The 22,745-nt window shown below is 70.2% G+C and carries 23 protein-coding genes; 21 read left to right on the top strand and 2 right to left on the bottom strand.

What is annotated here, in order from left to right:
• Positions 1-11: 11 nt before the first annotated feature.
• Entirely contained in the window at positions 12-791 is a 780-nt protein-coding gene (locus QQX02_RS00230; protein WP_301140474.1) for a hypothetical protein, read from the top strand.
• Between the two features lie 31 nt (positions 792-822).
• Here QQX02_RS00230 and QQX02_RS00225 read toward each other — a convergent pair whose 3' ends face one another.
• Complete coding sequence (locus QQX02_RS00225) at positions 823-1,689, bottom strand: PAC2 family protein (protein WP_367304220.1); 867 nt, start codon at positions 1,687-1,689, stop codon at positions 823-825.
• Between the two features lie 24 nt (positions 1,690-1,713).
• Here QQX02_RS00225 and QQX02_RS00220 point away from each other — a divergent pair, with 24 nt between their 5' ends.
• On the top strand, positions 1,714-2,451 hold the full coding sequence (locus QQX02_RS00220) for an HAD family hydrolase (protein WP_301140473.1): 738 nt from the start codon (positions 1,714-1,716) through the stop codon (positions 2,449-2,451).
• On the opposite strand, the gene QQX02_RS00215 is transcribed toward QQX02_RS00220, so the two are convergent.
• Positions 2,437-3,363 carry a RecB family exonuclease gene (locus QQX02_RS00215; RefSeq protein WP_301140472.1) on the bottom strand — a complete coding sequence of 309 codons (927 nt, stop codon included), beginning with the start codon at positions 3,361-3,363 and terminating at the stop codon, positions 2,437-2,439. The two genes, QQX02_RS00220 and QQX02_RS00215, sit on opposite strands and share 15 nt — an antisense overlap.
• A gap of 128 nt (positions 3,364-3,491) precedes the next feature.
• On the opposite strand from QQX02_RS00215, the gene QQX02_RS00210 reads away from it, so the two are divergent.
• The 19 genes from QQX02_RS00210 (at position 3,492) to lgt (ending at position 22,699) form a co-directional block, all read left to right on the top strand.
• Complete coding sequence (locus tag QQX02_RS00210; RefSeq protein ID WP_301140471.1) at positions 3,492-4,634, top strand: site-2 protease family protein; 1,143 nt, start codon at positions 3,492-3,494, stop codon at positions 4,632-4,634.
• A 19-nt stretch (positions 4,635-4,653) separates the two neighbouring features.
• Complete coding sequence (locus QQX02_RS00205; RefSeq protein WP_301140470.1) at positions 4,654-5,718, top strand: tRNA (adenine-N1)-methyltransferase; 1,065 nt, start codon at positions 4,654-4,656, stop codon at positions 5,716-5,718.
• Positions 5,718-7,127, top strand: coding sequence for a proteasome ATPase (arc, locus tag QQX02_RS00200; RefSeq protein WP_301140469.1), 1,410 nt, complete (start codon positions 5,718-5,720; stop codon positions 7,125-7,127). Before QQX02_RS00205 ends, arc begins: the two co-directional genes overlap by 1 nt.
• A 2-nt stretch (positions 7,128-7,129) precedes the next feature.
• Entirely contained in the window at positions 7,130-8,653 is a 1,524-nt protein-coding gene (gene dop / locus QQX02_RS00195; RefSeq protein ID WP_301140468.1) for a depupylase/deamidase Dop, read from the top strand.
• A 9-nt stretch (positions 8,654-8,662) separates the two neighbouring features.
• Positions 8,663-8,848, top strand: a complete 186-nt coding sequence (locus tag QQX02_RS00190; protein WP_301143607.1) for a ubiquitin-like protein Pup — start codon at positions 8,663-8,665, stop codon at positions 8,846-8,848.
• A 47-nt stretch (positions 8,849-8,895) separates the two neighbouring features.
• Positions 8,896-10,293 (top strand): Pup--protein ligase, encoded by a 1,398-nt coding sequence (gene pafA, locus QQX02_RS00185; RefSeq protein ID WP_301143606.1) that lies wholly within the window; start codon positions 8,896-8,898, stop codon positions 10,291-10,293.
• Between the two features lie 33 nt (positions 10,294-10,326).
• Complete coding sequence (locus QQX02_RS00180; RefSeq protein WP_301140467.1) at positions 10,327-11,250, top strand: FKBP-type peptidyl-prolyl cis-trans isomerase; 924 nt, start codon at positions 10,327-10,329, stop codon at positions 11,248-11,250.
• A complete protein-coding gene (gene hisF, locus QQX02_RS00175; RefSeq protein ID WP_301140466.1) occupies positions 11,250-12,020 on the top strand; it encodes an imidazole glycerol phosphate synthase subunit HisF in 771 nt (256 codons plus the stop codon). The genes QQX02_RS00180 and hisF overlap by 1 nt, the downstream gene beginning before the upstream one ends.
• Positions 12,017-13,891, top strand: coding sequence for an ABC transporter ATP-binding protein (locus QQX02_RS00170; protein ID WP_301140465.1), 1,875 nt, complete (start codon positions 12,017-12,019; stop codon positions 13,889-13,891). Before hisF ends, QQX02_RS00170 begins: the two co-directional genes overlap by 4 nt.
• Positions 13,888-15,663: an ABC transporter ATP-binding protein gene (locus QQX02_RS00165; protein ID WP_301140464.1), complete on the top strand. Its 1,776-nt coding sequence runs from the start codon at positions 13,888-13,890 to the stop codon at positions 15,661-15,663. Before QQX02_RS00170 ends, QQX02_RS00165 begins: the two co-directional genes overlap by 4 nt.
• A 155-nt stretch (positions 15,664-15,818) precedes the next feature.
• Positions 15,819-16,178, top strand: a complete 360-nt coding sequence (gene hisI, locus QQX02_RS00160) for a phosphoribosyl-AMP cyclohydrolase (protein WP_301140463.1) — start codon at positions 15,819-15,821, stop codon at positions 16,176-16,178.
• Positions 16,175-17,722 (top strand): anthranilate synthase component I, encoded by a 1,548-nt coding sequence (locus QQX02_RS00155; RefSeq protein WP_301140462.1) that lies wholly within the window; start codon positions 16,175-16,177, stop codon positions 17,720-17,722. The genes hisI and QQX02_RS00155 overlap by 4 nt, the downstream gene beginning before the upstream one ends.
• 29 nt (positions 17,723-17,751) lie before the next feature.
• Positions 17,752-17,988, top strand: a complete 237-nt coding sequence (locus QQX02_RS00150; RefSeq protein WP_301140461.1) for an HGxxPAAW family protein — start codon at positions 17,752-17,754, stop codon at positions 17,986-17,988.
• A 42-nt stretch (positions 17,989-18,030) separates the two neighbouring features.
• Positions 18,031-18,363: a DUF4190 domain-containing protein gene (locus tag QQX02_RS00145; protein WP_301140460.1), complete on the top strand. Its 333-nt coding sequence runs from the start codon at positions 18,031-18,033 to the stop codon at positions 18,361-18,363.
• Positions 18,364-18,807: a DUF2752 domain-containing protein gene (locus tag QQX02_RS00140; RefSeq protein WP_301140458.1), complete on the top strand. Its 444-nt coding sequence runs from the start codon at positions 18,364-18,366 to the stop codon at positions 18,805-18,807.
• A gap of 85 nt (positions 18,808-18,892) precedes the next feature.
• Positions 18,893-19,702, top strand: a complete 810-nt coding sequence (gene trpC / locus QQX02_RS00135; RefSeq protein WP_062134155.1) for an indole-3-glycerol phosphate synthase TrpC — start codon at positions 18,893-18,895, stop codon at positions 19,700-19,702.
• The gene (trpB, locus tag QQX02_RS00130) at positions 19,699-20,907 is read left to right on the top strand and encodes a tryptophan synthase subunit beta (RefSeq protein WP_301140456.1); all 1,209 of its coding nucleotides are present in this window, start codon (positions 19,699-19,701) and stop codon (positions 20,905-20,907) included. Before trpC ends, trpB begins: the two co-directional genes overlap by 4 nt.
• On the top strand, positions 20,904-21,704 hold the full coding sequence (gene trpA, locus QQX02_RS00125; RefSeq protein ID WP_301140455.1) for a tryptophan synthase subunit alpha: 801 nt from the start codon (positions 20,904-20,906) through the stop codon (positions 21,702-21,704). The genes trpB and trpA overlap by 4 nt, the downstream gene beginning before the upstream one ends.
• A gap of 5 nt (positions 21,705-21,709) precedes the next feature.
• On the top strand, positions 21,710-22,699 hold the full coding sequence (lgt, locus tag QQX02_RS00120; RefSeq protein WP_301143605.1) for a prolipoprotein diacylglyceryl transferase: 990 nt from the start codon (positions 21,710-21,712) through the stop codon (positions 22,697-22,699).
• Positions 22,700-22,745: the final 46 nt, after the last annotated feature.

Below are 22,745 nucleotides of genomic sequence, written 5' to 3'. Positions count from 1 at the left end.
GAGAATGGCGCATGGCGCCGCCACTGGAGCACCTGTCACCGCAGCCGAGCCGACCTCCCGACTTCGACGACGACTTCGCGTCCGGACTGAGCCCGACGAGGTGGGTGCCGCACTACCTTCCGCACTGGACCACGCCGGAGCGGTCCGCGGCCCGCTACGGGGTCGTCCCCGGGGGTCTCGAGCTGCGGATCGACGACGACCAGCCGGACTGGCGGCCGGAGGACGCGCCGCTGCGCGTCTCCAACCTCCAGACGGGGACCTTCTCCGGCCCCGTCGGCTCGACACGAGGCACGCATCGTCACCGCGATGACGGGCTCGTCGTGCGGACCGAGACGCCGTCGCAGCTGCTGTTCGCGCCGTCTCGCGGCCGCATCGACCTCACTCTCGCCGCCTCCCGTGCCGACGGCTGCATGGTCGCGGCATGGCTGGTCGGAACCGAGCACCTGTCCGACGAGCACTCGGGAGAGATCTGCATCGTCGAGATCGATGCCGCAGGAATCGACGAGGTCACGACGGCGAGGTGCGGAGTCAAGGCCCACCACGATCCCCGCATGGTGACCGACATGGAGGAGGTCACGATTCCCCTCGACGCCAGTGAGCGGCACACGTGGACCGTGATCTGGGGCGAAGGCGAGACCGTGATCGGCTGCGAAGGGCGCGTGGTGCGTCGGGTGGCGCAGGCGCCGGACTATCCGCTGTTCCTCATGGTCGACCTGTTCGAGATCGGAGCAGCCGAGGGGCCGTATCCCAAGGCCGCGACCGTCGGCCGCGTCACCGCGTGGGCGGAGTGACGCCTCCTCGTCCGTCGCGCGAGGGAAGGGGTCAGGGGGCCTTCGGGCCGCCGCCGTCGCGACGGCGCAGGAACTTCTCGAACTCCTCGGCAATGGCGTCGCCGGAGGCCTCCGGGAGGCTCGTCTCATCCATGAGGGACTCGAGCTGCTCGACGTGGGCAGCGATCTCCTCGTCATCCTCCGTCAACTCGTCGGCTCCCCGCTGCCAGGCCTCCGCCTCGTCGGGCAGGTCGCCCAGGTCGATCGGCGCCCCGAGCAGTCGCTCGAGCTGACCGAGCAGCGTGACCGTCGCCTTGGGGCTCGGAGGGTGCGCGATGTAGTGCGGCACGCCCACCCACAGGCTCAGCACCGTGATACCTCGCAGCCGGGCCTCGTGGCCGAGCACTCCGACGATTCCGGTGGGGCCCTCATAGTCCGAGGACTCCAGTCCGTACTGGGCGCGAGCCACAGCATCGTCGCTGGTCACGAAGGTCGGAAGGGGGCGGGTGTGCGGCACGTCGAGCAGCAGCGCACCGCAGGTCACGAGCGTGGTGACGCCCAGATCCTCGGCCGCGTCGAGCACCTCGGCGCAGAACCGGCGCCAGCGCATCGAGGGCTCGATCCCTCGGGCGAGTACCACCCGGGCGGCCTGCGACGGGCCGGGCGTGGTCGACACGATGGTCCCTGGCCACGACACCACGCGGTCGCCCGACGGCAGGATCGCGATCGACGGCCGCGCCACCTGGAAGTCGTGGTACTCCTCGGGGTCGAGCGTCGTGTGCTCCGTCGAGCCCCAGGTCTGCGCGATGTGGTCCAGCGCCGCCGACGCGGACGAGCCTGCGTCGTTCCACCCCTCGAACGCGGCGACCATGACGGTCTCGTCCGCGGGGATCGCCGCGTCGTTCTCGTCCATGTCCATCACGCCAGCCTAGACTCCTGACACGTGAATGCACATACGCCCGCCCCGGCCGCGATCCTGTGGGACATGGACGGCACCCTGATCGATTCCGAGCCCTACTGGATCGCTGCTGAGACCGCCCTCGCGGAGCGTTTCGGCGTCACGTGGACGCACGAGGACGGGCTGTCGCTGGTGGGCAGGCCGCTGGTGGACAGCGGTCGGATCCTGCAGGAGCGCGGGGTCGCTCTCGACGTGGAGGAGATCATCGCGTCCATGGTCGCCACCGTGGCGGACCGCGTGCGCGCTCACGTCCCGTGGCAGGCGGACGCTCGACTCCTGCTGGAGCGAGTCGTGGCGGCGGGCATCCCGTGCGCGCTCGTCACGATGTCGTACACGCGGCTCGCCGACGCATTCCTCGCGCAGGTCCCTGATGCCTTCGCGGTGGTGGTGACAGGCGACGAGGTCGAGCGCGGCAAGCCCGATCCCGAGTCGTATCTCACCGCAGCGGCACGGCTGGGCGTCGACCCGACGCGGTGCGTCGCGATCGAGGACTCTCCGGCCGGCATCGGCTCGGCACTCGCCTCCGGCGCGCACACGATCGGGGTGCGCAGGCTCGTGCCCGTGGAGCCCCGCCCTGGGCTGTCCCGGGTGCGCTCGCTGGAGAACGTCACCGTCGAGACTCTCGGGGAGATCGCCGCGGGGCGTCGGCTCGATGATCTTGGACTCGATGACTTGGGTTTCGACGACCTGGGCCCCGACGGACAGGGGTCAGCGGGCGTCTGACGGGGGTGCGGACCCGCTGTCCGTATCCGCACTGTCCGAGGTCGTCGTCTCGCCCGTCGCCGCAGTGGCCGCGGCCTGAGGCGCAGCCGAGCCCGGCGTCACCCCGAAGGCGCGTTCGACGCTCGCGGCCACCAGTGGCGGCGGCTCACCTCCGAACTCGGGGCACAGCGACTGAAAGCTGCACCACGCGCACAACTTGGACGGCGATGGCCGGAAGTGGCCCGACCTCGCTGCGTGCAGGATGTCGTTCCACAGTTCCCTGATCTCGTACTCGACCTGTTCGAGGTCCTGAGCGGTGGGGTGCATCACCACGGTCCCGCCGTCGCGCAGGTACAGCAGCTGCAGCAGCGCGGGTCGCCGTCCGCGCAGCCGCTCGACCAGCAGCGCGTAGAACCTCATCTGGAACTTCGCGGCCTGGCCGTACTGCGGGCGGGGCGCCTTGCCCGACTTGTAGTCCACGATGCGGATGGATCCGTCGGGGGCGATGTCCACACGATCGATCACGCCACGCAGTGACGGTCCGTCCTCGAGCTGCAGCTCGACGTACTCCTCGCGCGCCGCGGGCTCGAGACGCTGCGGATTCTCGAGCCTGAAGTAGCGGTCCACACGATCGCGAGCGTCGTCGAGCCACAGGCGTTCGGCGGTGGCGCCGTCGTGGAGCAACGCGAGACTCTGATCCTTGTCGAGCATCACGCGCCACTCGGGCTCCACCATGGCCGCTGCGGCGCTCGGCGTGCGCTCCGGAGCAGGCAGGTCGTACAGGTGCTCGAGCACGGCGTGCACCAGCGTGCCGAGCGTCGCAGCGGGGGAGGGCGGCTCCGGGATGCGGTCGACCACGCGCAGGCGGAACATCAACGGGCACTGACGGAAGTCCGATGCGCGGGAGGGTGAGATGCCGGGGGCAGAGGCCATGCCCACCAGGGTAGGGGCGGGCCCGGACACCGGCCGCCGCAGGGGGATCGCGTGACCTGTCGACCCGTCGCGCGCATCGGCCCGTCGAACGGTGCGTCCCGGACGCCGCGACCGTCTACCGTGGAGCCATGACTGACGTCCCGCGCCCCACCCGGGGACTGTCCTTGGGTCGCGCGTTCGGTGGGCGCATCGTCGTTCAGCCCTCCACGCTCGTGATGCTCGCGATCCTCGCATTCGTGTTCGCGACGAATGGCGGGGGCGCGCTGGACCGCCGGTCGTTCACCGTGGGACTCGTGCTCGCGGTGCTGCTGTTCGCTTCGGTGCTCGTCCACGAGATCGCGCACGCCGCGGCCGCGCGGGCCTTCAAGCGCCAGGTGCATGAGGTGGTCCTCACGCTGTGGGGCGGGCACACCACCTTCGATGCCCGCGGCATGACGCCCACGGTGAGCGGGGTGACCGCGCTCGCGGGCCCGCTCGCTAACGTGGCCCTGGCCGGCATCGGAGCACTCGCGCTGGCCTCGGGAGCGCTCGACTTCACCTTCGTGGAGATGCTCGAGGGCGATCTGACAGCCGCGGGCATCGTGCGCTACCTCGTCTACGTCAACCTGGTCCTCGCCGCCTTCAACGCCCTGCCGGGCATCCCGATGGACGGCGGACGGGTGCTCGAGGCGATCGTGTGGGGCGTCACCGGCGACAGGTACCGCGGCGTCAGGGTCGCCGCCTGGGCGGGCCGCGTCATCGCCGTGGGCGTCGTCCTGGTCGCGCTGGCGCTGCCGTTGACCCAGGGACGCGTCCCCGGGCTGTTCGACGTCATGTGGGCGGTGCTGGTCTTCGTGATCCTGTGGCCGGCGGCGTCCAGCGCGCTGCGGGCCGCACAGGCGCTGGGCCGTCGCCAGGGGGTGTTCGCTGGCACCGTGATGGTGCCCGCGATCGCGGTGCGCTTCGACGCGACGGTCGAGGACGCCCGCACCCAGGCGCACCAGGCGGGCGCGCAGGAGGTCGTCGTGATCTCCGCTGACGGGGCTCCGGCGGGCCACTTCCCGGTGACGCTGACGGACGCGGTGCCACCGGAGCAGCGCGGCGCGGCGAGCCTGCAGAGCGTCACGATGCCGCTCCCACGGGGAGCGGCGGTCCCGGCCGACCTCACGGGGGAGGGGCTCCAGGTCGCGCTGCGCGAGTGGTGGGGCAGGACGGACGTGTGGACCGTCGCCGAAGCGGGCCGCATCGTGGGCGTCGTCCGGCTCGAGGACGTCATGAAGGCGCTGCAGTAGCGCGCCCTAGACTGGAGGCATGACTGCCCCCACCCCTCCTGCCGGCGCCGACGCGCGCCGCGGCCCCCTGCGCGCAGGCGACAGAATCCAGCTCACCGACGCGAAGGGACGCCACCACACGATCGTGCTGGAGGCGGGCAAGACGTTCCACACCCACCGTGGCCAGTTCTCGCACGACGAGATCATCGGCCGTCCCGAGGGCGTAGTGGTGACCAACACCGCTGGCTACGACTACCTGGTGCTGCGGCCCCTGCTGAGCGACTTCGTGATGTCGATGCCACGGGGCGCGGCGGTCATCTACCCCAAGGACTCGGGTCAGATCATCCAGATGGCGGACATCTACCCGGGCGCGACCGTGGTCGAGGCTGGCGTCGGCTCGGGCGCGCTGACCATGTCGCTGCTGCGCGCGGTGGGCGACCACGGCCGCCTGGTCTCCATCGAGCGGCGCGAGGACTTCGCGGACATCGCGCGCGCCAACGTCGAGAGCCACTTTGGTGGCCCGCACCCCGCGTGGAGCGTCGAGATCGGCGACTTCGCGGACCGCGTGCGCGAGCTGGAGCCCGGAACCGTGGACCGCGTGGTGCTGGACATGCTCGCGCCATGGGAGAACCTCGAGGCGGCGGCCGATGCGCTCGCTCCCGGCGGCGTCTTCCTCGCCTACGTCGCGACGGCGACTCAGCTGTCGCGCGTCGCCGAGGAGCTGCGCTCCCACGGCGGCTACACCGAGCCGCAGGCGTGGGAGTCGATGGTGCGCACGTGGCATCTCGAGGGACTCGCGGTGCGCCCGGACCATCGCATGATCGGCCACACGGGATTCCTCATCACGTCGCGCCGCCTGGCGCCCGGACAGACGGCTCCCGTGCGCACGCGTCGCCCGTCCAAGGGCGCGTATCCCACGGATGCCGACTGGACGCCGGAGGAGCTGGGCGAACGCTCCGTGAGCGACAAGAAGGTGCGCCGCGTGCGCAGGGATGCCGAGCGCACCCGCGACGTGGAGATGGGCCTGATGCCAGGCACCACCGAAGACATCGAGACCGGCGCACCTGTCGACAGCGACACGGGCGCCGAGGACGGAGGCCGCTGATGGTCGTCGACGGACAGGACAAGGTGGCCGCGCTGCAGGCGCGCAACACCGAACTGCAGCGCCTCCTCGAGGCGGCCCGCGAATCGCTGGGCGACATGCGCGACAAGCTCGCCCAGGCGCAGCAGCCGCCCCACACGTTCGCGACGTTCGTGAAGCGCGAGGGGGCGCTCGCCGACGTGGTGAGCAACGGGCGTCGCATGCGCGTCGCGATGCTGCCCGAGGTCGGACCCGAGCTCGCCTCGGGAGACGAGGTGCTCCTCAACGCGATGAGCGTCGTGGTGGGCGTGGCCGAGCCCGAGCGCTCCGGCCAGGGCGCCATCGTGCGCGAGGTCCTCGACGACGAGCGCGTGCTGGTCGTCGCGCGCGGCGAGGACGAGCGCATCGTGGTCCTGGTCGGCGGCGACGCCTACGAGCGCCTCCACGAGGGCGACACGGTCATCATCGATCCCCGCACCGGTTTCGCGACCGAGCGCGTCGAGCGCACTGGAGTCGAGGCGCTGCTGCTCGAGGAGGTGCCGGACGTCGACTACGCGTCGATCGGTGGACTGGCCGCGCAGATCGAGCGCATCCGGGACGCGATCGAGCTGCCGCTGCGGCACCCGGACCTGTACCGCGAGCACGCGCTGACGCCACCGCGCGGGCTGCTGCTGTACGGCCCTCCCGGCTGTGGCAAGACGCTGATCGCGAAGGCCGTGGCACACTCGCTCGCCGATGCGGTCGGCGCCGACCGCTCGTACTTCCTGTCGGTCAAGGGTCCCGAGCTGCTCAACAAGTACGTGGGCGAGACCGAGCGGTACATCCGCACCATCTTCGAGCGCGCCCGCGCCAAGGCTTCCGAGGGCTCGCCTGTGGTCGTGTTCTTCGACGAGATGGAGGCCCTTTTCCGCTCGCGAGGATCCGGCGTCAGCTCCGACATGGAGACCACCATCGTGCCGCAGCTGCTGACGGAGCTGGACGGCATCGAGCAGCTGGGCAACGTGATCGTCATCGGTGCCTCGAACCGCGAGGACATGCTCGACCCCGCGATCCTGCGCCCGGGGCGCCTGGACGTCAAGATCGAGATCAGCCGGCCCGATGCGGCCTCGGCGCGCGACATCTTCTCCAAGTACCTCACCGCCGACCTGCCGCTCGCCGACTCCGCCCTCGAGGCGGCCGGAGGCGACCGGGCGGCGGCCATCACGGATCTCATCGAGCGCGGCGTCGACCGCCTCTACGCCGACCCGTCGAACGGCAAGTACATGTCGGGTGCGCTGGTGCGCAACGCAGTCGACCGTGCCAAGACGCGGGCCATCAAGTCGGTGATCGCGGGCGGGGAGCGCGGGATCTCCGCGCAGCACGTCGACGCGGCCTGCGACCAGGAGCTCTCGGAGGCCAAGGCCGTCGCGTCCAGCTCGCTGCGCGAGGGATAGGCATGCGCGTCGCCGGCATCGAGACCGAGTACGGCATCGTGGATCCCGCTCGGGACCAGGCGAACCCGATCCTGCTCTCGTCGCGACTCGTGAACGCGTGCCGGCTGTGGGCGGACGGTCGCAGCGCCCCGTGGGACTACGGCGGCGAGGATCCCCTCCAGGATCAGCGCGGACATCGCCGTGAGCGAGCGACGGCCGGAGCCGACATGCTCACGGACGCCCACGAGTGGAATCCCCAGCACGGCCTGATCTCTCTGCGACGGCGCCGTGGCTCGTGGGAGGATCCCGCCCACCTGAACGCGGTGCTGGGCAACGGCGCGCGCTTCTACGTCGACCACGCCCATCCCGAGTACTCGGGACCCGAAGTGGCGACGGCACGCGAGGCCGTCGTCTGGGACCGCGCCGGAGACGCGATCGCGCTCGCAGCCGCCGCGCGATACGCGGAGGAAGAGGACTCCACCGTCGCGCTGTACAAGAACAATGTGGACGGCAAGGGCGCGAGCTACGGCACGCATGAGAACTTCCTGGTGCGGCGTGACGTCGACTTCGATCGGCTGGCGCGCCTCGTCACCAGCCACCTCGTGACCCGTCCCGTGGTCACCGGCGCGGGGCGGGTGGGGATCGGACAGCGCGGGGAGCAGGCCGGCTTCCAGATCTCGCAGCGGGCGGACTACATCGAGACCGAGATCGGCCTCGAGACCACCCTGCGCCGGCCGATCGTCAACACTCGTGACGAGCCGCATGCGGATCGCCGCCGGTGGCGCCGACTCCACGTGATCGTGGGCGACGCGAACTGCTTCGACGTCCCCGTCTACCTGAAGGTCGGTGCGACGTCGCTGGTGCTCTCGGCCATCGAGGCCGACGACGAGCGCCTCGACGCGCTCGTGCTCGCGGAACCGGTGGCCGCGGTGCGCACCGTGTCCCGCGACCTGACCCTGGCCGCCACGCTGCCGCTCGCGACGGGAGAGAGCGCGACCGCTCTCGAGATCCAGCGCGCGCTGCTCGAGATCAGCCGGGACTATGTGGCCGATGCTGACGACGCGCAGGTGATCGCGCGCTGGGAAGCCGTGCTGGACGCGCTCGGCCGGGACATCTTCGAGGCCGCGCGCGACGTGGAGTGGGTCGCGAAGCTGCAGCTGCTGGGTCGGATTCGCGACAAGCACACCCAGCTGGGCGCCGACGGGCTGGCGATGCCGATGCCGTGGTCGGATCCGCGCCTGGCCGCACTCGACCTGCAGTGGGGGCGGCTCGGGGACGGTTGGGCCGCCCGGCTGACCGACGCCGGAGCGGTGACGCGCGTGACCGACGATGCGGAGGTCGAGCGCGCGATGCGCCAGCCCCCGGCGTCGACTCGGGCCGCCGTCCGCGGGGCGTTCGTCGGCACCTATCCTCACCTCGTGGATGCCGCGGGGTGGGCATCGGTGGTGCTCGATCGCGAGACCGCCCACGGCAAGCTGGAGGTGCTGCACCTCGACGACCCGCTCGCCACCACGCACCCCCTCCTCGACGAGCTGGCACAGGGATAGGATCGACAGATGCCTCAGCACCAGACCTCAGGAAGCTCCTTCGAAGACGACGCGCCCACCCCCGAGCCCGGTCCTCCTGCCGCCAAGGCGGAGAGCACCGATGCCGTGGACAGCCTTCTCGACGAGATCGACGGCTCGCTGCAGACCAACGCGGAGCAGTTCGTGCGCTCGTTCGTCCAGAAGGGCGGGCAGTAGCCGCGGGCGCGTTCCCTGACGGCGTCTCCGCCGAGGTTCCGCCGCCGCTGGAGGTTCCGGCCGAGCGTCGCATCTTCGGCCTCGAGACAGAGTTCGGGCTTCACCTGGACGCGCCGAACGCGCGTGCCGTCACCCCCGAGGAGGTTGCGGGCCACCTGTTCCACTCCGTGGTGAAGTGGGGGCGCTCCTCGAACGTGTTCCTGCCGAACGCGTCTCGTCTGTACATCGACGTGGGCGCCCACCCCGAGTACGCGACCGCCGAATGCGATTCGCTCACTGATCTCATCGCCTCCGACAAGGCGGGCGAGCGGATCGTGCACGATCTCGTCGCCGAAGGCGAGAGCCGGCTGGCCGATGCCGGGGTCGAGGGCACCATTCACCTGTACAAGAACAACACCGATTCGGCCGGCAACTCATACGGCTGCCACGAGAACTACCTCGTGAGGCGTCGGGCGGACTTCCGTGCGTTCGCATCGGCCCTCCTGCCGTTCCTCGTGACCCGGCAGATCGTGACCGGGGCGGGCTCCATCACCCGCACGTCGGGTGGAGCGGCGTACAGCTTCTCTCCGCGCGCCGACCACATGTGGGAGGGGATGAGCTCGGCGACGACCCGCTCCAGGCCCATGATCAACACGCGCGATGAGCCGCACGCCAACGCCGAGCTCTATCGCCGCATGCATGTCATCGTGGGCGACTCGTCGATGTCGGAGACCACGACACTGCTGAAGATGGGGGCCACGGATCTCCTCCTTCGCCTCATGGAGGCGCATGTCGCGCTGCCTGACCTGACCCTCGCCAATGAGATGCAGGCCATCCGGGACGTCGCGCACGACATGACGGGCGCGGCGACGGTGGAGCTCGTGGACGGCCGTCGCCTGACCGCGGTCCAGATCCAGCAGGAGTACCTCGACGCCGTCCGTTCCCATGTGGGGACCGCGATCGTCGAGACCGATGAGGTCGCGCGCATCCTCGACCTGTGGGAGCGCGGCATCCGGGCGGTGCGCGAGCAGAATCCGGGTCTCGTGGACACCGAGATCGATTGGGCCATCAAGCTGCGACTGCTCGAGCGCTACCGCGACCGCCTGGCGTGCGCGTGGGACGACCCGCGGCTCGCCAGGCTCGAGCTCGCGTACCACGACATCTCCCCCTCGACGGGGCTGTTCACCCGTCTGGTCCGCGACGGGCTGGCAGCCACGGTGGTGGACGATGCGCGCATCGAGCACGCCAAGACGGTGGCACCGTCCACGACCCGCGCCCATCTGCGTGGCCAGTTCGTGACCGCGGCCCTCGCCGCAGGCCAGGACTTCACCGTGGACTGGGTGCACCTCAAGATCGCCGGCGGCGCGAGGAGCACAGTGCTGCTGAAGGACCCGTTCAGGAACGCCGACGGCCGCGTCGACGTTCTGCTCGAGGCGCTCCACACTGCTTCCGCGCCGGTAGAATGACGTCCTCCCACCTCGTCCTGAAAGGGGCCACCCATGCGCTCGATCGCCGTGACCGGAGCCGCGTGCGCCCTCGCGCTCGTGCTGTCGGCCTGCTCGGCGACCGAGGACGGGGCTGAGGCGAGCGCATCGGCCTCGGGCGACATCGACCTGGTGACGGTGGTGCAGTCCGACACGCTCGCGCCTGACATCGAGTTCCAGCCCGGCCTGGACTACCTCGAGGAGCAGACCAGCGTGCTGTGGGAGGGCGACGGGGAGGCGCTTCAGGAGGGCCAGCCGCTGCTGCTGGACATCTATGGCGAATCGCTCGTCGACGGCACCGTGATGATGAACACGTTCGACGGGTCGCCCGAGTCGTTCCTGATGGCCCCTGAGATCGTCGGCGAAGGCATCTATGAGGCCCTGCAGACCGTGCGGGTCGGCGGACGCGTGCTGGTGGTGTCTCCTCCCGGGCAGGGCGAGGACGAGCACGAGCCCGTCGCGCTGGTGGTGGACGTGCTGCCGACCCACGCCCAGGGCGAGGACCAGCAGCCGGTGGCAGGCATGCCGGAGGTGACGCTGGGCGTCGAGGGCGAGCCCATCGTCGAGATCGATCCGGATCGCGAGGCGAGCCCCGACCTCGAGGTGGCGACCCTGATCAACGGCGGCGGCACGCAGGTGCGATCCACCTCGCACGTGCTCGTCAACTACACGATGGTGCACCACGACGACAGCACCGCAGACGCGGATGAGGAGTGGAAGGCGGGCGACGTCTTCGACTCGTCGTGGGACTCCGAGCGCGAGCCGCTGCTGGTCGAGATGGACGAGGTGTCCGCCGTTCCCGGGTTCCAGCAGGGACTGCTCGACCAGCGTGCGGGGTCGCGCGTCCTCATGGTGGTGCCCCCCACCCTCGGCTATCCCGAGCGCGGCAGCATGATCATCGTCGTGGACATCCTCGACGTGTGGAACCCGGAGGAATAGTGGGCACAGCGGTGCGTGTGATTCCGTGTCTCGACGTCGACGCGGGACGAGTGGTGAAGGGCGTCAACTTCGTGGACCTGCGGGATGCGGGCGACCCCGTCGAGTTGGCGCGCGCCTACGGAGCCGCGGGCGCGGACGAGGTCACCTTCCTCGACGTCACCGCGTCGTCCGCGAACCGCGACACGACCTTCGACGTCGTCGGCCGCACCGCCGATGAGGTGTTCGTCCCGCTCACCGTCGGCGGGGGAGTCCGCTCGACCGATGACGTCGACCGACTGCTGCGCGCAGGAGCCGACAAGGTGGGCGTCAACACCGCGGCCATCGCGCGGCCCGAGCTGGTGTCGGAGATCGCGGCACGGTTCGGGAGCCAGGTGCTGGTCCTCTCCGTCGATGCCCGCCGCTGTCAGGGCGAGACCACCACACCGTCGGGCTTCGAGGTCACCACGCACGGTGGCCGCCAGGGAACCGGAATCGACGCCGTGGACTGGGCACGGCGCGGCGCGGCGCTGGGCGCCGGAGAGATCCTGCTGAACTCGATGGATGCCGATGGCACGACCGCGGGCTTCGACCTCGAGATGATCCGTGCGGTCCGTGAGGTCGTCTCCATCCCGCTGATCGCCTCAGGAGGGGCCGGCACGGTCGAGCACTTCGTCGAGGCGGCGCGAGCCGGAGCCGATGCAGTGCTCGCCGCCAGCGTGTTCCACTTCGGCACGCTCGCGATCGCCGACGTCAAGGACGCCATGCGCGCCGCAGGGATCGAGGTCCGGTGACCGCCGCAGGCCAGCACGCGGCCGACTACCGGCTGTCGGGAACGTTCAACCGCAAGGCGATGCAGCTGCTGCGTCACGGCATTCGCACCGAACCGAAGCGCTTCGCCTTCGCGATCTCCGCCGCGGCGGCGTTCTCGCTGCTCACGGTTGCGTTCGGCACCCTGCTGGGCCAGATCACCGACGAGGTGGTGATCCCCGGCGTCGAGGGCGAACCGATCGGCGGCCCGTGGGGCGAGATCACCCAGGACCCGATCGAGGCGATCTGGCTCGCGGGCGCGGTGTTCCTCGTCATTGGCATCCTCAACGCTGTGCTCGTGGGCCTGCGACGTGGCGTGCAGGGCATCGCCGTGGCAGGCGTCGGCGCGCGTCACCGCCGCGTGGTCGCCGATGCGCTGGCGAGCCTGCCGCTCGGCTGGCACCGCGCCAACCCCTCCGGCCGCATGCTGTCGGCCATGTCCTCGGACTCCGAGAGCGCGACGAACACTCTGCATCCGTTCGCCTTCACCGTCGGATCGTTCGTGATGATGTTCGCCGCGGGCTACTCGATGTGGCGCATGGATCCGTGGCTCGCCGTGACGGGCCTCGCGGTGGTGCCGGTGATCTTCGCGATCAACCTCGCGTACGAGAAGGTCATCACTCCTCGCTGGGACCTCGGGCAGACTCTTCGCGCGGACGTCTCGACCATCGCTCACGAGAGCTTCGAGGGCGGCACCGTGGTGAAGGCGCTCGGCGCGGAGGAGCGCGAGACGGAGCGCTTCGCGGCCGCGGCACGCGGGCTTCAGGACGCGGACATCAAGGTGGGCCGGACGAGCGCGTGGTTCGAGCCCCTGATGGACCTCATCGTCCCGCTGGGATCGGTGGCGCTCATGATCGTCGGTGCGATCCGGGCCGATGCGGGCGCGGTGTCCGTGGGCAACGTCGTCTCTGCGATCTACCTCGTGACGCTGATGGCCGTGCCGATCCGCGGGCTCGGATGGGTGCTCGGCCAGATGCCGCAGGCGCTGGTCGCGTTCCGTCGCGTGGGCGAGATCGCACAGGCTGCCACCGAAGTCGACGATCCCGGCCACTCCCCGCTCGCGAAGTCGGGTGCAGGATCGATGCGCTTCGATGGGGCCGACATCGGCGCGGACGACGGAGACGGCAACCTCGCCGTGATCCTGCGGGACGTGTCCCTCGAGCTGGCGCCGGGAACCGTGACGGCCCTGGTCGGTGCCACCGGCTCCGGCAAGTCGACGGTCGCCCTCGCGGCGGCCAGGCTCGCCCGCCCGCTCGATGGCACGGTGACGCTCGACGAGGTGGACCTGAGCACGATCGCCGGCCTGGGGGAGCACGTGGCCCTCGCTCCCCAGACGGCGTTCGTGTTCGCTGGCACGGTGCGCGAGAACGTGACGCTCGGGGAGGCGTTCTCCGACGATCAGGTGTGGGATGCGCTGCGCCGCGCGAACGTCATCGACGTGGTCGAGCTGCTCGGCGCCGGGGAGCACGCCGGCCTCGATGCGCGCCTCGCCGAGCGTGGGATGAACCTCTCCGGAGGCCAGCGGCAGCGCCTCGCGCTCGCGCGTGCACTGGTGCGCCACCCCCGCGTGCTCGTGCTCGACGACGCCACGTCGGCGGTCGACCCGCGCGTCGAGCAGGAGATCCTTCGTGGACTCAGCGCGGACGGCGCGGGACCCACGGTGCTGATCATCGCGTATCGGCTCGCGTCGATCCTGCTCGCCGACCACGTGGTGCACGTCGACGCAGGAAGGGTCGTCGACTCCGGCTCGCACCTCGACCTGATCGCGCGGGACCCTGGCTATCGCGAGCTCGTGATGGCCTACGAGGAGGACTCGAAGCGCCAGGCGGACGAAGAGGCGGGGTACGTCGGATGAACGAAGACTCGAGCGTGATGCAGATGTTCAAGCGCGGTCTGCAGGTCAGCCCCGAGTTCCGCGTCGGCCTCACCGTCACCCTGATCCTCGCGGCGTTCGCGGCGGTGGGTCGGGCGGCGGTGCCGTTCCTGACGCAGCGCGTGACCGACGAAGGCCTGCTGGCTGACGGCGGCGTCGACGTCGACACCGTCGTGTCCTACGCGGTGGCGGGATCCGTCGTGCTGGTGATCGCCGCCATCCTCGCCTGGCAGGTGCGCGTGCGCATGGTCACGGCTGCAGAGAAGGGCCTCGCGACGCTGCGCATCCGCGCGTTCGGGAAGGTGCACGAGCTGTCGGTGCTCACCCAGAATGAGGAGCAGCGCGGTCGGTACGTGTCGCGTGTCACCGGCGACGTCGAGACCATGCGCGACCTGATGCAGTGGACCGGCGCCGCGATGATCATCTCCGCGCTCGAGTCGACTGTGGTGTTCATGGTGATGCTCGCGTACTCCTGGCAGCTGTCGCTGCTGGTGCTGCTCGCCTTCCTGCCGATGGTGGGATCGCTGCTCTGGATCCAGCCACGAGTGAGGCGCGCGTTCCAGGTGGTGCGCTCCAAGATGGCCGACCTCATGGGTCGCACCTCGGAGCAGATCGTGGGAGTGGCGACCATCCGCTCGTACGGGGTGCAGCAGCGGATGCGCGATCAGCTGCACGGCGAGATCGACGACATCCTCGCGGCCGAGCGGAAGGCGTCGATCCTCGCATCCGCCAACTTCTCGTCGACCGTGATCGGACAGTCGCTCGCGACAGGCCTGGCGCTCATCGGCGGCACCATGCTCGCGGTGCGCGGCGAGCTGACCGTGGGCACCGTGGTGGCGTTCGCCTTCCTCGTGTACATGTTCGCGGGACCACTGATGTGGATCATCGAGATGCTCGCCGAGATGCAGCGCGCGGTGGTGGGCTGGAAGCGCGTGCTCGAACTCGTGGATCAGGAGGTCACCGTCGCGGACCCGGGCGACGATGGCACGCCCATCCCGCACGGTCATGGCGAGCTGTCCGTCGAGGGCGTCCGCCTGACGTACTCCGATGGTCCCGAGGTGCTCAAGGGCGTGGACCTCGCAGTTCCCGCGGGGCGACGCATCGCGCTCGTCGGGCAGACCGGCTCCGGAAAGACCTCTCTCGCCCGGCTGATGTCGCGGTTCTTCGACCCGACGGAGGGCGTGGTGCGCGTGGGCGGCGTGGACCTGCGCGAGGTGCCGATGCGCTCGCTGCGCCGATCCGTCGCCGTCGTGCCGCAGGAGGGCTTCCTCTTCGACGGCACGGTGCGCTCCAACCTGGCGTACGCGCTGCCTCAGGCGAGCGACGAGGACCTCGAGCACCGGGCCCTCGCCGCGTTCGAATCGCTGGGTCTCGACGCGTGGATCGCCGCCCTTCCGCACGGGCTCGACACGCCGGTCGGCCCGCGGGGAGAGCTGCTCAGCGCGGGGGAGCGACAGCTCGTCTCCATCGCCCGCGCGTATCTTCGCGACCCCGATCTGCTGATCCTCGACGAGGCGACCAGCGCGGTCGACCCCGCCACCGAGGTGCGCATCTCGCGCGCCCTCGAGGGGCTCATGCAGGGACGCACGGCGGTCGTGATCGCGCACCGGCTGTCGACTGCCGAGCGCGCGGACGTCGTCGCCGTGATGGAGCAGGGCGAGCTCGTCGAGGTGGGTCCGCACCGCGAGCTCGTTGCCGCCGGCGGGATCTATGCCAGCCTCTATGGCGCGTGGGTGTCGCAGACGCGCGACTGACGCCCCCGCATCGGCCGCCTGGCCGTGAACTGCGAACCATGTCGCGCCCGGTGCACCGGCGCGCCGAACGTCTGCGCCGTGGGTCGGCGGCGTGTCGCCGACGAAAGTGGTGCGCAGTGAAGGGCCTCCGGGGTGGCATCTGGAAGGATGGGCGCATGCCTCTCGATGCCGACATCGCCTCGCGTCTCAAGCGCACCGACGACGGGCTCGTGTGCGCCGTCGTTCAGGAGCGCGCCACGCGTGACGTGCTCATGGTCGCCTGGATGAACGACGAGGCGCTCCACGCGACGCTGACCACCGGACGCGCGGTGTACTGGAGCCGCTCTCGGGGCGAGCTGTGGCGCAAGGGCGACACGTCGGGACACATCCAGATCGTCCACGGGGTGGAGATCGATTGCGACGGCGACGCCCTGCTGGTGACGGTCACTCAGGAAGGTCCGGCGTGCCACACCGGCACGACGCGCTGCTTCGACGCCGGCGGCGAACTGCCCGTCTCGGCCGTGGCGGCTCCGTGAACGCGCCGGTGAAGGTCGAGTGGGGGCAGACGTGGCCCGCGCTCGACGAGTTCATCGCCCTGGGGCGCACGCACCGCGTCGTGCCCGTGGTCCGACGCCTGCTCGCGGACGGGCTCACTCCCGTCGCCGTGTACCGGGCCCTCGCCGCGGGGCGCCCTGGCACGTTCATCCTCGAGTCCGCCGAGCCGGACGGCACCCGCGGCCGCTACTCGTTCGTGGGGGTCCACTCCCGGGCGGCGCTCACCGTCGACGGTGACGAGGCCCGGTGGTCGGGAGACGTGCCCGTCGGCCTCGCGGATGGAGCCCCGCTCGACGTCATCCGCGCGGCGCTGCGCGAGCTGCGGTCCGAGGCGATTCCTGGTCTCCCGCCCCTCACCGGCGGCCTGGTGGGGGTGCTCGGCTGGGACATCGTGCGCCAGTGGGAGCCCACCCTGCCCCAGAAGGCGCCCAAGGACATCGATGTGCCGGACGCGCACCTGCTGCTGGCGACCGACGTCGCCGCGATCGACCACCACGACGGATCCGTGTGGCTCATCGCGAACGCCGTGAACGCCGACGCTCAGGCGAGCGGCATCGAGCAGGCTCACGCGGACGCGGTCGCTCGACTCGACAGCATGCAGCGTGCACTCATCGACGCGCCCGTGGGCGAGGTGTCGGCCCTGCGGGACGATGCGCCCGAGCCCGGCGTGCGCCACCGCAGCGGTCCAGGCGAGTACGAGCGCATGGTCGAGTTCGCGAAGGAGGCGATCCGCGACGGCGAGGTGTTCCAGATGGTGCCCGCGCAGCGCTTCGACGTGGACTGTGAGGCGTCCGCACTCGATGTGTACCGGGTGCTGCGCACGCTGAACCCCAGCCCGTACATGTACTGCTTCCAGCTGCAGGACGATGCGGGCCGCGAGTTCGCGGTGGTCGGGGCCAGCCCCGAGTCGCTCGTCAGCGTCCACCGCGGCCGGGTGTCGACGTTCCCGATCGCGGGCTCCCGCCCCCGCGGCGACTCGGCCGACGAGGACCGTCGCCTCGAGGAGGATCTGCTCGCCGACCCGAAGGAGCGCGCCGAGCACGTCATGCTCGTCGACCTCTCCCGCAACGACCTCGTGAAGGTGTGCGAACCGACGTCGGTGGAGGTGGTGGAGTTCATGCGGGTCAACCGCTACTCCCACATCATGCACATCTGCTCGACGGTGGAGGGCGACCTCGAAGCGGCCTACGGGCCCGTCGATGTCTTCACGGCGACGTTCCCCGCAGGGACGCTGTCGGGCGCGCCCAAGCCGCGTGCGATCGCGCTCATCGACGAGATCGAGCCCTCCCGCCGCGCGTTCTATGGCGGCGCCGTCGGCTACTTCGACTTCGCCGGCGACATGGACATGGCCATCGCCATCCGCACCGCGCTCATCGAGTCGGGCATCGCTCACGTGCAGGCGGGGGCCGGCGTCGTCGCCGATTCGGTGCCCGCACGCGAGGATCAAGAGACCAAGGACAAGGCCGCCGCGATGATGCGGGCCATCGCGCTCGCGTCGCGCCTGGGCCCCGTGGGCCGTGGCTAGACTGTCCCCACGACTGGCAAGGAGAAGGTATGTCGAGCATCGAGATCGCCCCGGAGGACCTCCCGGATGAGGCCCACAGCAACCACGGCAAGACCACCGCGGGCTGGGTGACGAATGTGGGACTGGTCGTCGCGGCACTGGTCGCGTCCATCGGGATCGCCTTCCCGGTGTGGCCCGTGGTGTGGGTGGGCGTCGGCCTCGCCGTCGTCGCCCTCGCTGCCGGAGCGTCGTTGCGCGCCCTCGGCCATGGCCAGCCACTGAAGTAGCGGTCGTCTTCCTCGGCCGCGCTGAATCACAAGGAGACAGATATGACGGACGTTCCCCCGCCCCCACCGCCCTCGGCACCGCAGCCGTTCCCCGGTGCGGGAGGCAATGAGTCGAAGAACAGCCTGGGCACCATCTCGCTCGTGCTCGGCATCCTCGGCCTGGTGTGCTGTGGCTTCTTCACGGCGATTCCGGCGATCATCGTCGGCAACAAGTCGAAGCAGGCGCAGGCCCAGGGCCTCGCCACCAACGGCAACCTTGGCCAGATCGGCTTCATCCTGGGCATCATCGGCACCGTGCTGTCGGTGCTCGGCGCCGTGATCTGGGGAATCCTGATCGCGACCGGCTCGTACGAGTTCACCACCACCGAGTTCTAGGTGCAGTCGAGGACGGCCGAGGCACTCGCCGCGCCGGCGACGGACTCTCCAGTCCGCCGCCTCGCGGCACCCGTGAGCGCCTTGGCCGTCCTCGCCCTCGCCACCGCGTACACCGCGTTGGCGGATCCCTACCGTGCGGGCTTCTTCCCGCCCTGCATCTTCCTGTCCGCCTCCGGCCACTGGTGCCCGGGGTGCGGCGGCCTGCGCGCCGTGCACGAGCTCGCGCATGGCGACGTGGGCGCCGCCCTGGCGATGAATCCCGTCGTCGTCCTGCTCATCGTCCCGCTCGGAGTCGTGCTGGCGCTGGCATGGGTGCGCAACGCATGGCGGGGTCAGCCCCCACCCGCGATACCGATGTGGCTGGCGATCTCGCTGCCCGCCGTGCTGCTCGTCTTCTGGGTGGTGCGCAACATCCCGGTGCTCGAGCCGTACCTCGCGCCCTGAGCGCAGGCACGTTCCCACTTCTGGCAGACGGTCCGCAGTTGTCGTGCCCGGCGGTAGCATGGGGGCGACGGAAAGGGGGCAGCGAATGAGCGTGCTGGAGAGCATCGTCGCAGGCGTGAGGGAGGACCTCGCGCAGCGAGAGTCCGGAACTTCCATGGACCAGTTGAAGGAGCGCGCGTCGCGCCTCCCATGTGCGATCGACGCGCGAGCGATGCTCGCCTCTGACGAGGTGTCGGTGATCGCTGAGGTCAAGCGCTCGAGCCCGTCCAAGGGGGATCTCGCCACGATCGCGGACCCCGCGTCGCTTGCCACCGAGTACGAGGCCGGGGGAGCGACCGTCATCTCGGTGCTGACGGAGCAGCGGCGCTTCGGCGGCTCTCTCGCCGATCTCGACGCAGTGCGCGCGAAGGTGGACATCCCGATCCTCCGCAAAGACTTCATCGTCACGCCCTACCAGGTGTGGGAGGCGCGCGCCCACGGCGCAGACGTCGTCCTGCTGATCGTCGCCGCGCTCGACCAGATGGCTCTCGAGAGCCTCGTGGAGCGCGTGCATTCGCTGGGCATGTGCGCGCTGGTGGAAGTGCACGACGAGGAGGAGCTGTCGAGGGCCGTCGACGCCGGCGCCCGCGTGATCGGCGTGAACGCCCGCAACCTCAAGACGCTCGAGGTCGACCGCCACACGTTCGCGCGGCTCGCACCCGCGATTCCCGAGGGGATCGTGCGCGTCGCCGAGTCGGGGATCCGCGACGGCCACGACGTCGTGGAGTACGCCCGCATGGGCGCCGATGCGGTGCTCGTGGGCGAGGCACTCGTCAAGGACAAGGATCCGCGTACCGCCGTGGCCGAGATGGTCGCCGCCGGCGCACACCCCGCGCTGCGAGCGGTGCGTCCGTGAGCTCATCCCTGCAGTCGGCTCCCGGGCCGTTCTTCGGAGACTTCGGCGGCAGGTATGTCCCCGAAGCGCTCACGGCGGCTCTCGACGAGCTCACCGACGCCTACGAGAAGGCGCGCATCGACCCGCAGTTCACGGAGGAGCTCGCACGGCTCGCGCGTGACTACACGGGCCGTCCGTCGATCATCACCGAGGTGCCGCGATTCGCGCGCCACGCGGGCGGCGCGACTGTCATCCTCAAGCGCGAGGACCTCAACCACACCGGCTCGCACAAGATCAACAATGTGCTGGGCCAGGCCCTGCTGACCAAGCGCATCGGCAAGTCGCGGATCATCGCTGAGACCGGAGCGGGCCAGCACGGCGTCGCCACCGCCACCGCAGCAGCCCTCATGGATCTCGAGTGCGTGATCTACATGGGCGAGGAGGACACCGAGCGCCAGGCGCTCAATGTCGCTCGCATGAGGCTGCTCGGCGCGGAGGTGATTCCGGTCACGACCGGGACTCGCACGCTGCGGGACGCGATCAATGAGGCGTTCCGCGACTGGGTCACGAACGTCGAGACCACCAACTATGTGTTCGGCACGGCTGCCGGGCCGCACCCGTTCCCGGCCATGGTGCGCGACTTCCAGCGCGTGATCGGCGTCGAGGCCCGGGCGCAGATGCTCGAGCGCGGCGGTCTGCCCGATGCGGTCCTGGCGTGCGTGGGCGGCGGGTCCAACGCGATCGGTGCGTTCGACGCGTTCCTGGACGACGAGGCAGTGCGGCTCATCGGCTGCGAGGCCGCAGGCGATGGCGTCGAGACGACCAGGCACGCGTCGACTATCACGGGCGGTCGTCCCGGAGTCCTCCACGGTTCGAAGTCGTACATCCTTCAGGATGACGACGGTCAGACCAATCCGTCGCACTCGATCTCGGCAGGTCTCGACTACCCCGGTGTGGGCCCGCAGCATGCGTGGCTGGCGGACCTGGGGCGCGCCGAGTACTGGCCCGTCACCGATGCTCAGGCGATGGAGGCCTTCCGCCTGCTCAGCCGGACCGAGGGGATCATGCCCGCGATCGAATCGGCCCATGCCCTGTACGGCGCCATGAAGCTCGGCCAGGAGCTGGGGCCGGACGCGACGCTGCTCGTCAACCTCTCCGGCCGCGGCGACAAGGACGTGGAGCAGGCGGCACGGTGGTTCGAGATGCTGCCAGGAGAGGACGCGTGAGCGCGCTCACCGACCGCCTCGATGAGATCAGGGGCGAGGGTCGAGCCGCGCTGATCGGCTACCTTCCCGTGGGCTATCCGGACGTCGAGACGTCGATCCGTGCCATGGTGGCGATGGTGGAATCGGGCGTCGACATCGTCGAGGTCGGCCCGCCGTACTCGGACCCCGTGCTCGACGGTCCCGTGATTCAGCTCGCCGCTGCGCATGCGCTCGAGGGCGGGGTGCGTCTGTCAGACGCGTTCCGCGCAGTGCGTGCCATCGCCGATGCGGGCGCGACGCCCGTCGTGATGTCCTACTTCAACCCCATGCTGCAGTACGGACTGGAGCGCTTCGCCGCAGATCTGGTGGAGGCGGGCGGCGCCGGAGTCATCACGCCGGACCTCACCCCCGACGTGGGCGAGGAGTGGATCACCGCGGCGCGCGCGAAGGACCTCGACACCATCTTCCTCGTCGCGCCGTCGACCACGCGCGAGCGGATGCACCTCACGGCTGCGGCGTCGCGAGGCTTCGTCTACGCGACCCCCTTGATGGGAGTCACCGGCGAACGCGCGGCGGTGGGCGACGCTGCCGAGCGGGTCGTGGCAGAGGCGCGCGAAGCCGGAGCCGAGCGCGTCTGCGTGGGAGTCGGCGTGTCGACCGGCGCGCAAGCCGCAGAGATCGCGCGCTTCGCTGACGGAGTGATCGTGGGCACCGCGTTCGTCCGCTGCCTCACCGAGGCCGCGACTCCCGACGAAGGAATCGAGGCGCTGCGCCGCAAGGTGTCAGAGCTTGCCGAAGGCGTCAGGAGCCCACGTTGACCCCCATGTTCATTCCGGCCCCGCCCGTCGAGTGGCAGACGTTCTCGCTGGGCCCGCTCACCCTCCACCTCTACGCGCTCTGCCTGCTTGCCGGCATCTTCTTCGCGCTGTGGTTCACCACCCGCCGGTGGGTGGAGCGCGGCGGCGACCCGGAGATCGCGGGGGAGATCGGCCTGTGGGCCATCCCGTTCGGGATCGTCGGCGGTCGCATCTACCACGTCATCTCGACTCCAGGACCGTACTTCGGCGAAGGCGGCGATCCGTGGGCGGCCTTCGAGATCTGGAACGGCGGCCTGGGCATCTGGGGCGCGGTCGCGCTCGGCGCGCTCGGCGCGTACATCGGTGCCCGACGGCACGGGGTGTCGTTCGCCGCCTTCGCGGACGCCGCGGCTCCCGCCGTGCTGCTGGCGCAGGCAATCGGACGGACCGGCAACTACTTCAACCAGGAGCTGTTCGGCGGTCCTTCGACGCTGCCATGGGCGCTCGAGGTCGATGCGGCGTTCCGGCCCGAGGGCTACGAGCAGTTCGCGACGTTCCACCCCACCTTCCTGTACGAGATGCTGTGGAACGTCGCCGGCGCCGTGCTGATCGTCTGGCTCGACCGTCGCTTCGACCTGCGGGGCGGACGCGTGTTCTGGCTGTACGTGATGGTGTACGTGAGCGGTCGGCTGTGGATCGAGATGGTGCGGATCGACACCGCGGTCACCGTGGGAGGCCTGCGCATCAACGTGTGGGTCTCGATCGTGGTGCTCGCGCTGGCCGTCGCCATGTTCGTCATCCTCGGCCGGCGCACGCCTCCCGTGGAGGCGCGCACCCCGCGTCACCTTCTCGCCGCGTCTCCGCAGGCTGTCGCCGCAGCAGGGGAGTCCGGCGCATCGGGCGCATCTGTGGATGACGCCGACTCCAGCATGACCTTCGATGATGTCGACTCTCCGGCCCACCAGGCTGATCAGTCGGACCACGACGACCCGGCCACAAGCCAGGGGAAGTCATAGACGATTCTTTACCTTGACCATGTTCGCGGTAGGCTGTTCACCCGTG

Source organism: Demequina muriae (assembly GCF_030418295.1).
GTDB classification, from domain to species: domain Bacteria; phylum Actinomycetota; class Actinomycetes; order Actinomycetales; family Demequinaceae; genus Demequina; species Demequina muriae.
Note: the sequence above shows the minus strand (reverse complement) of the source record. Positions and strands in the feature narration are given on the sequence as shown.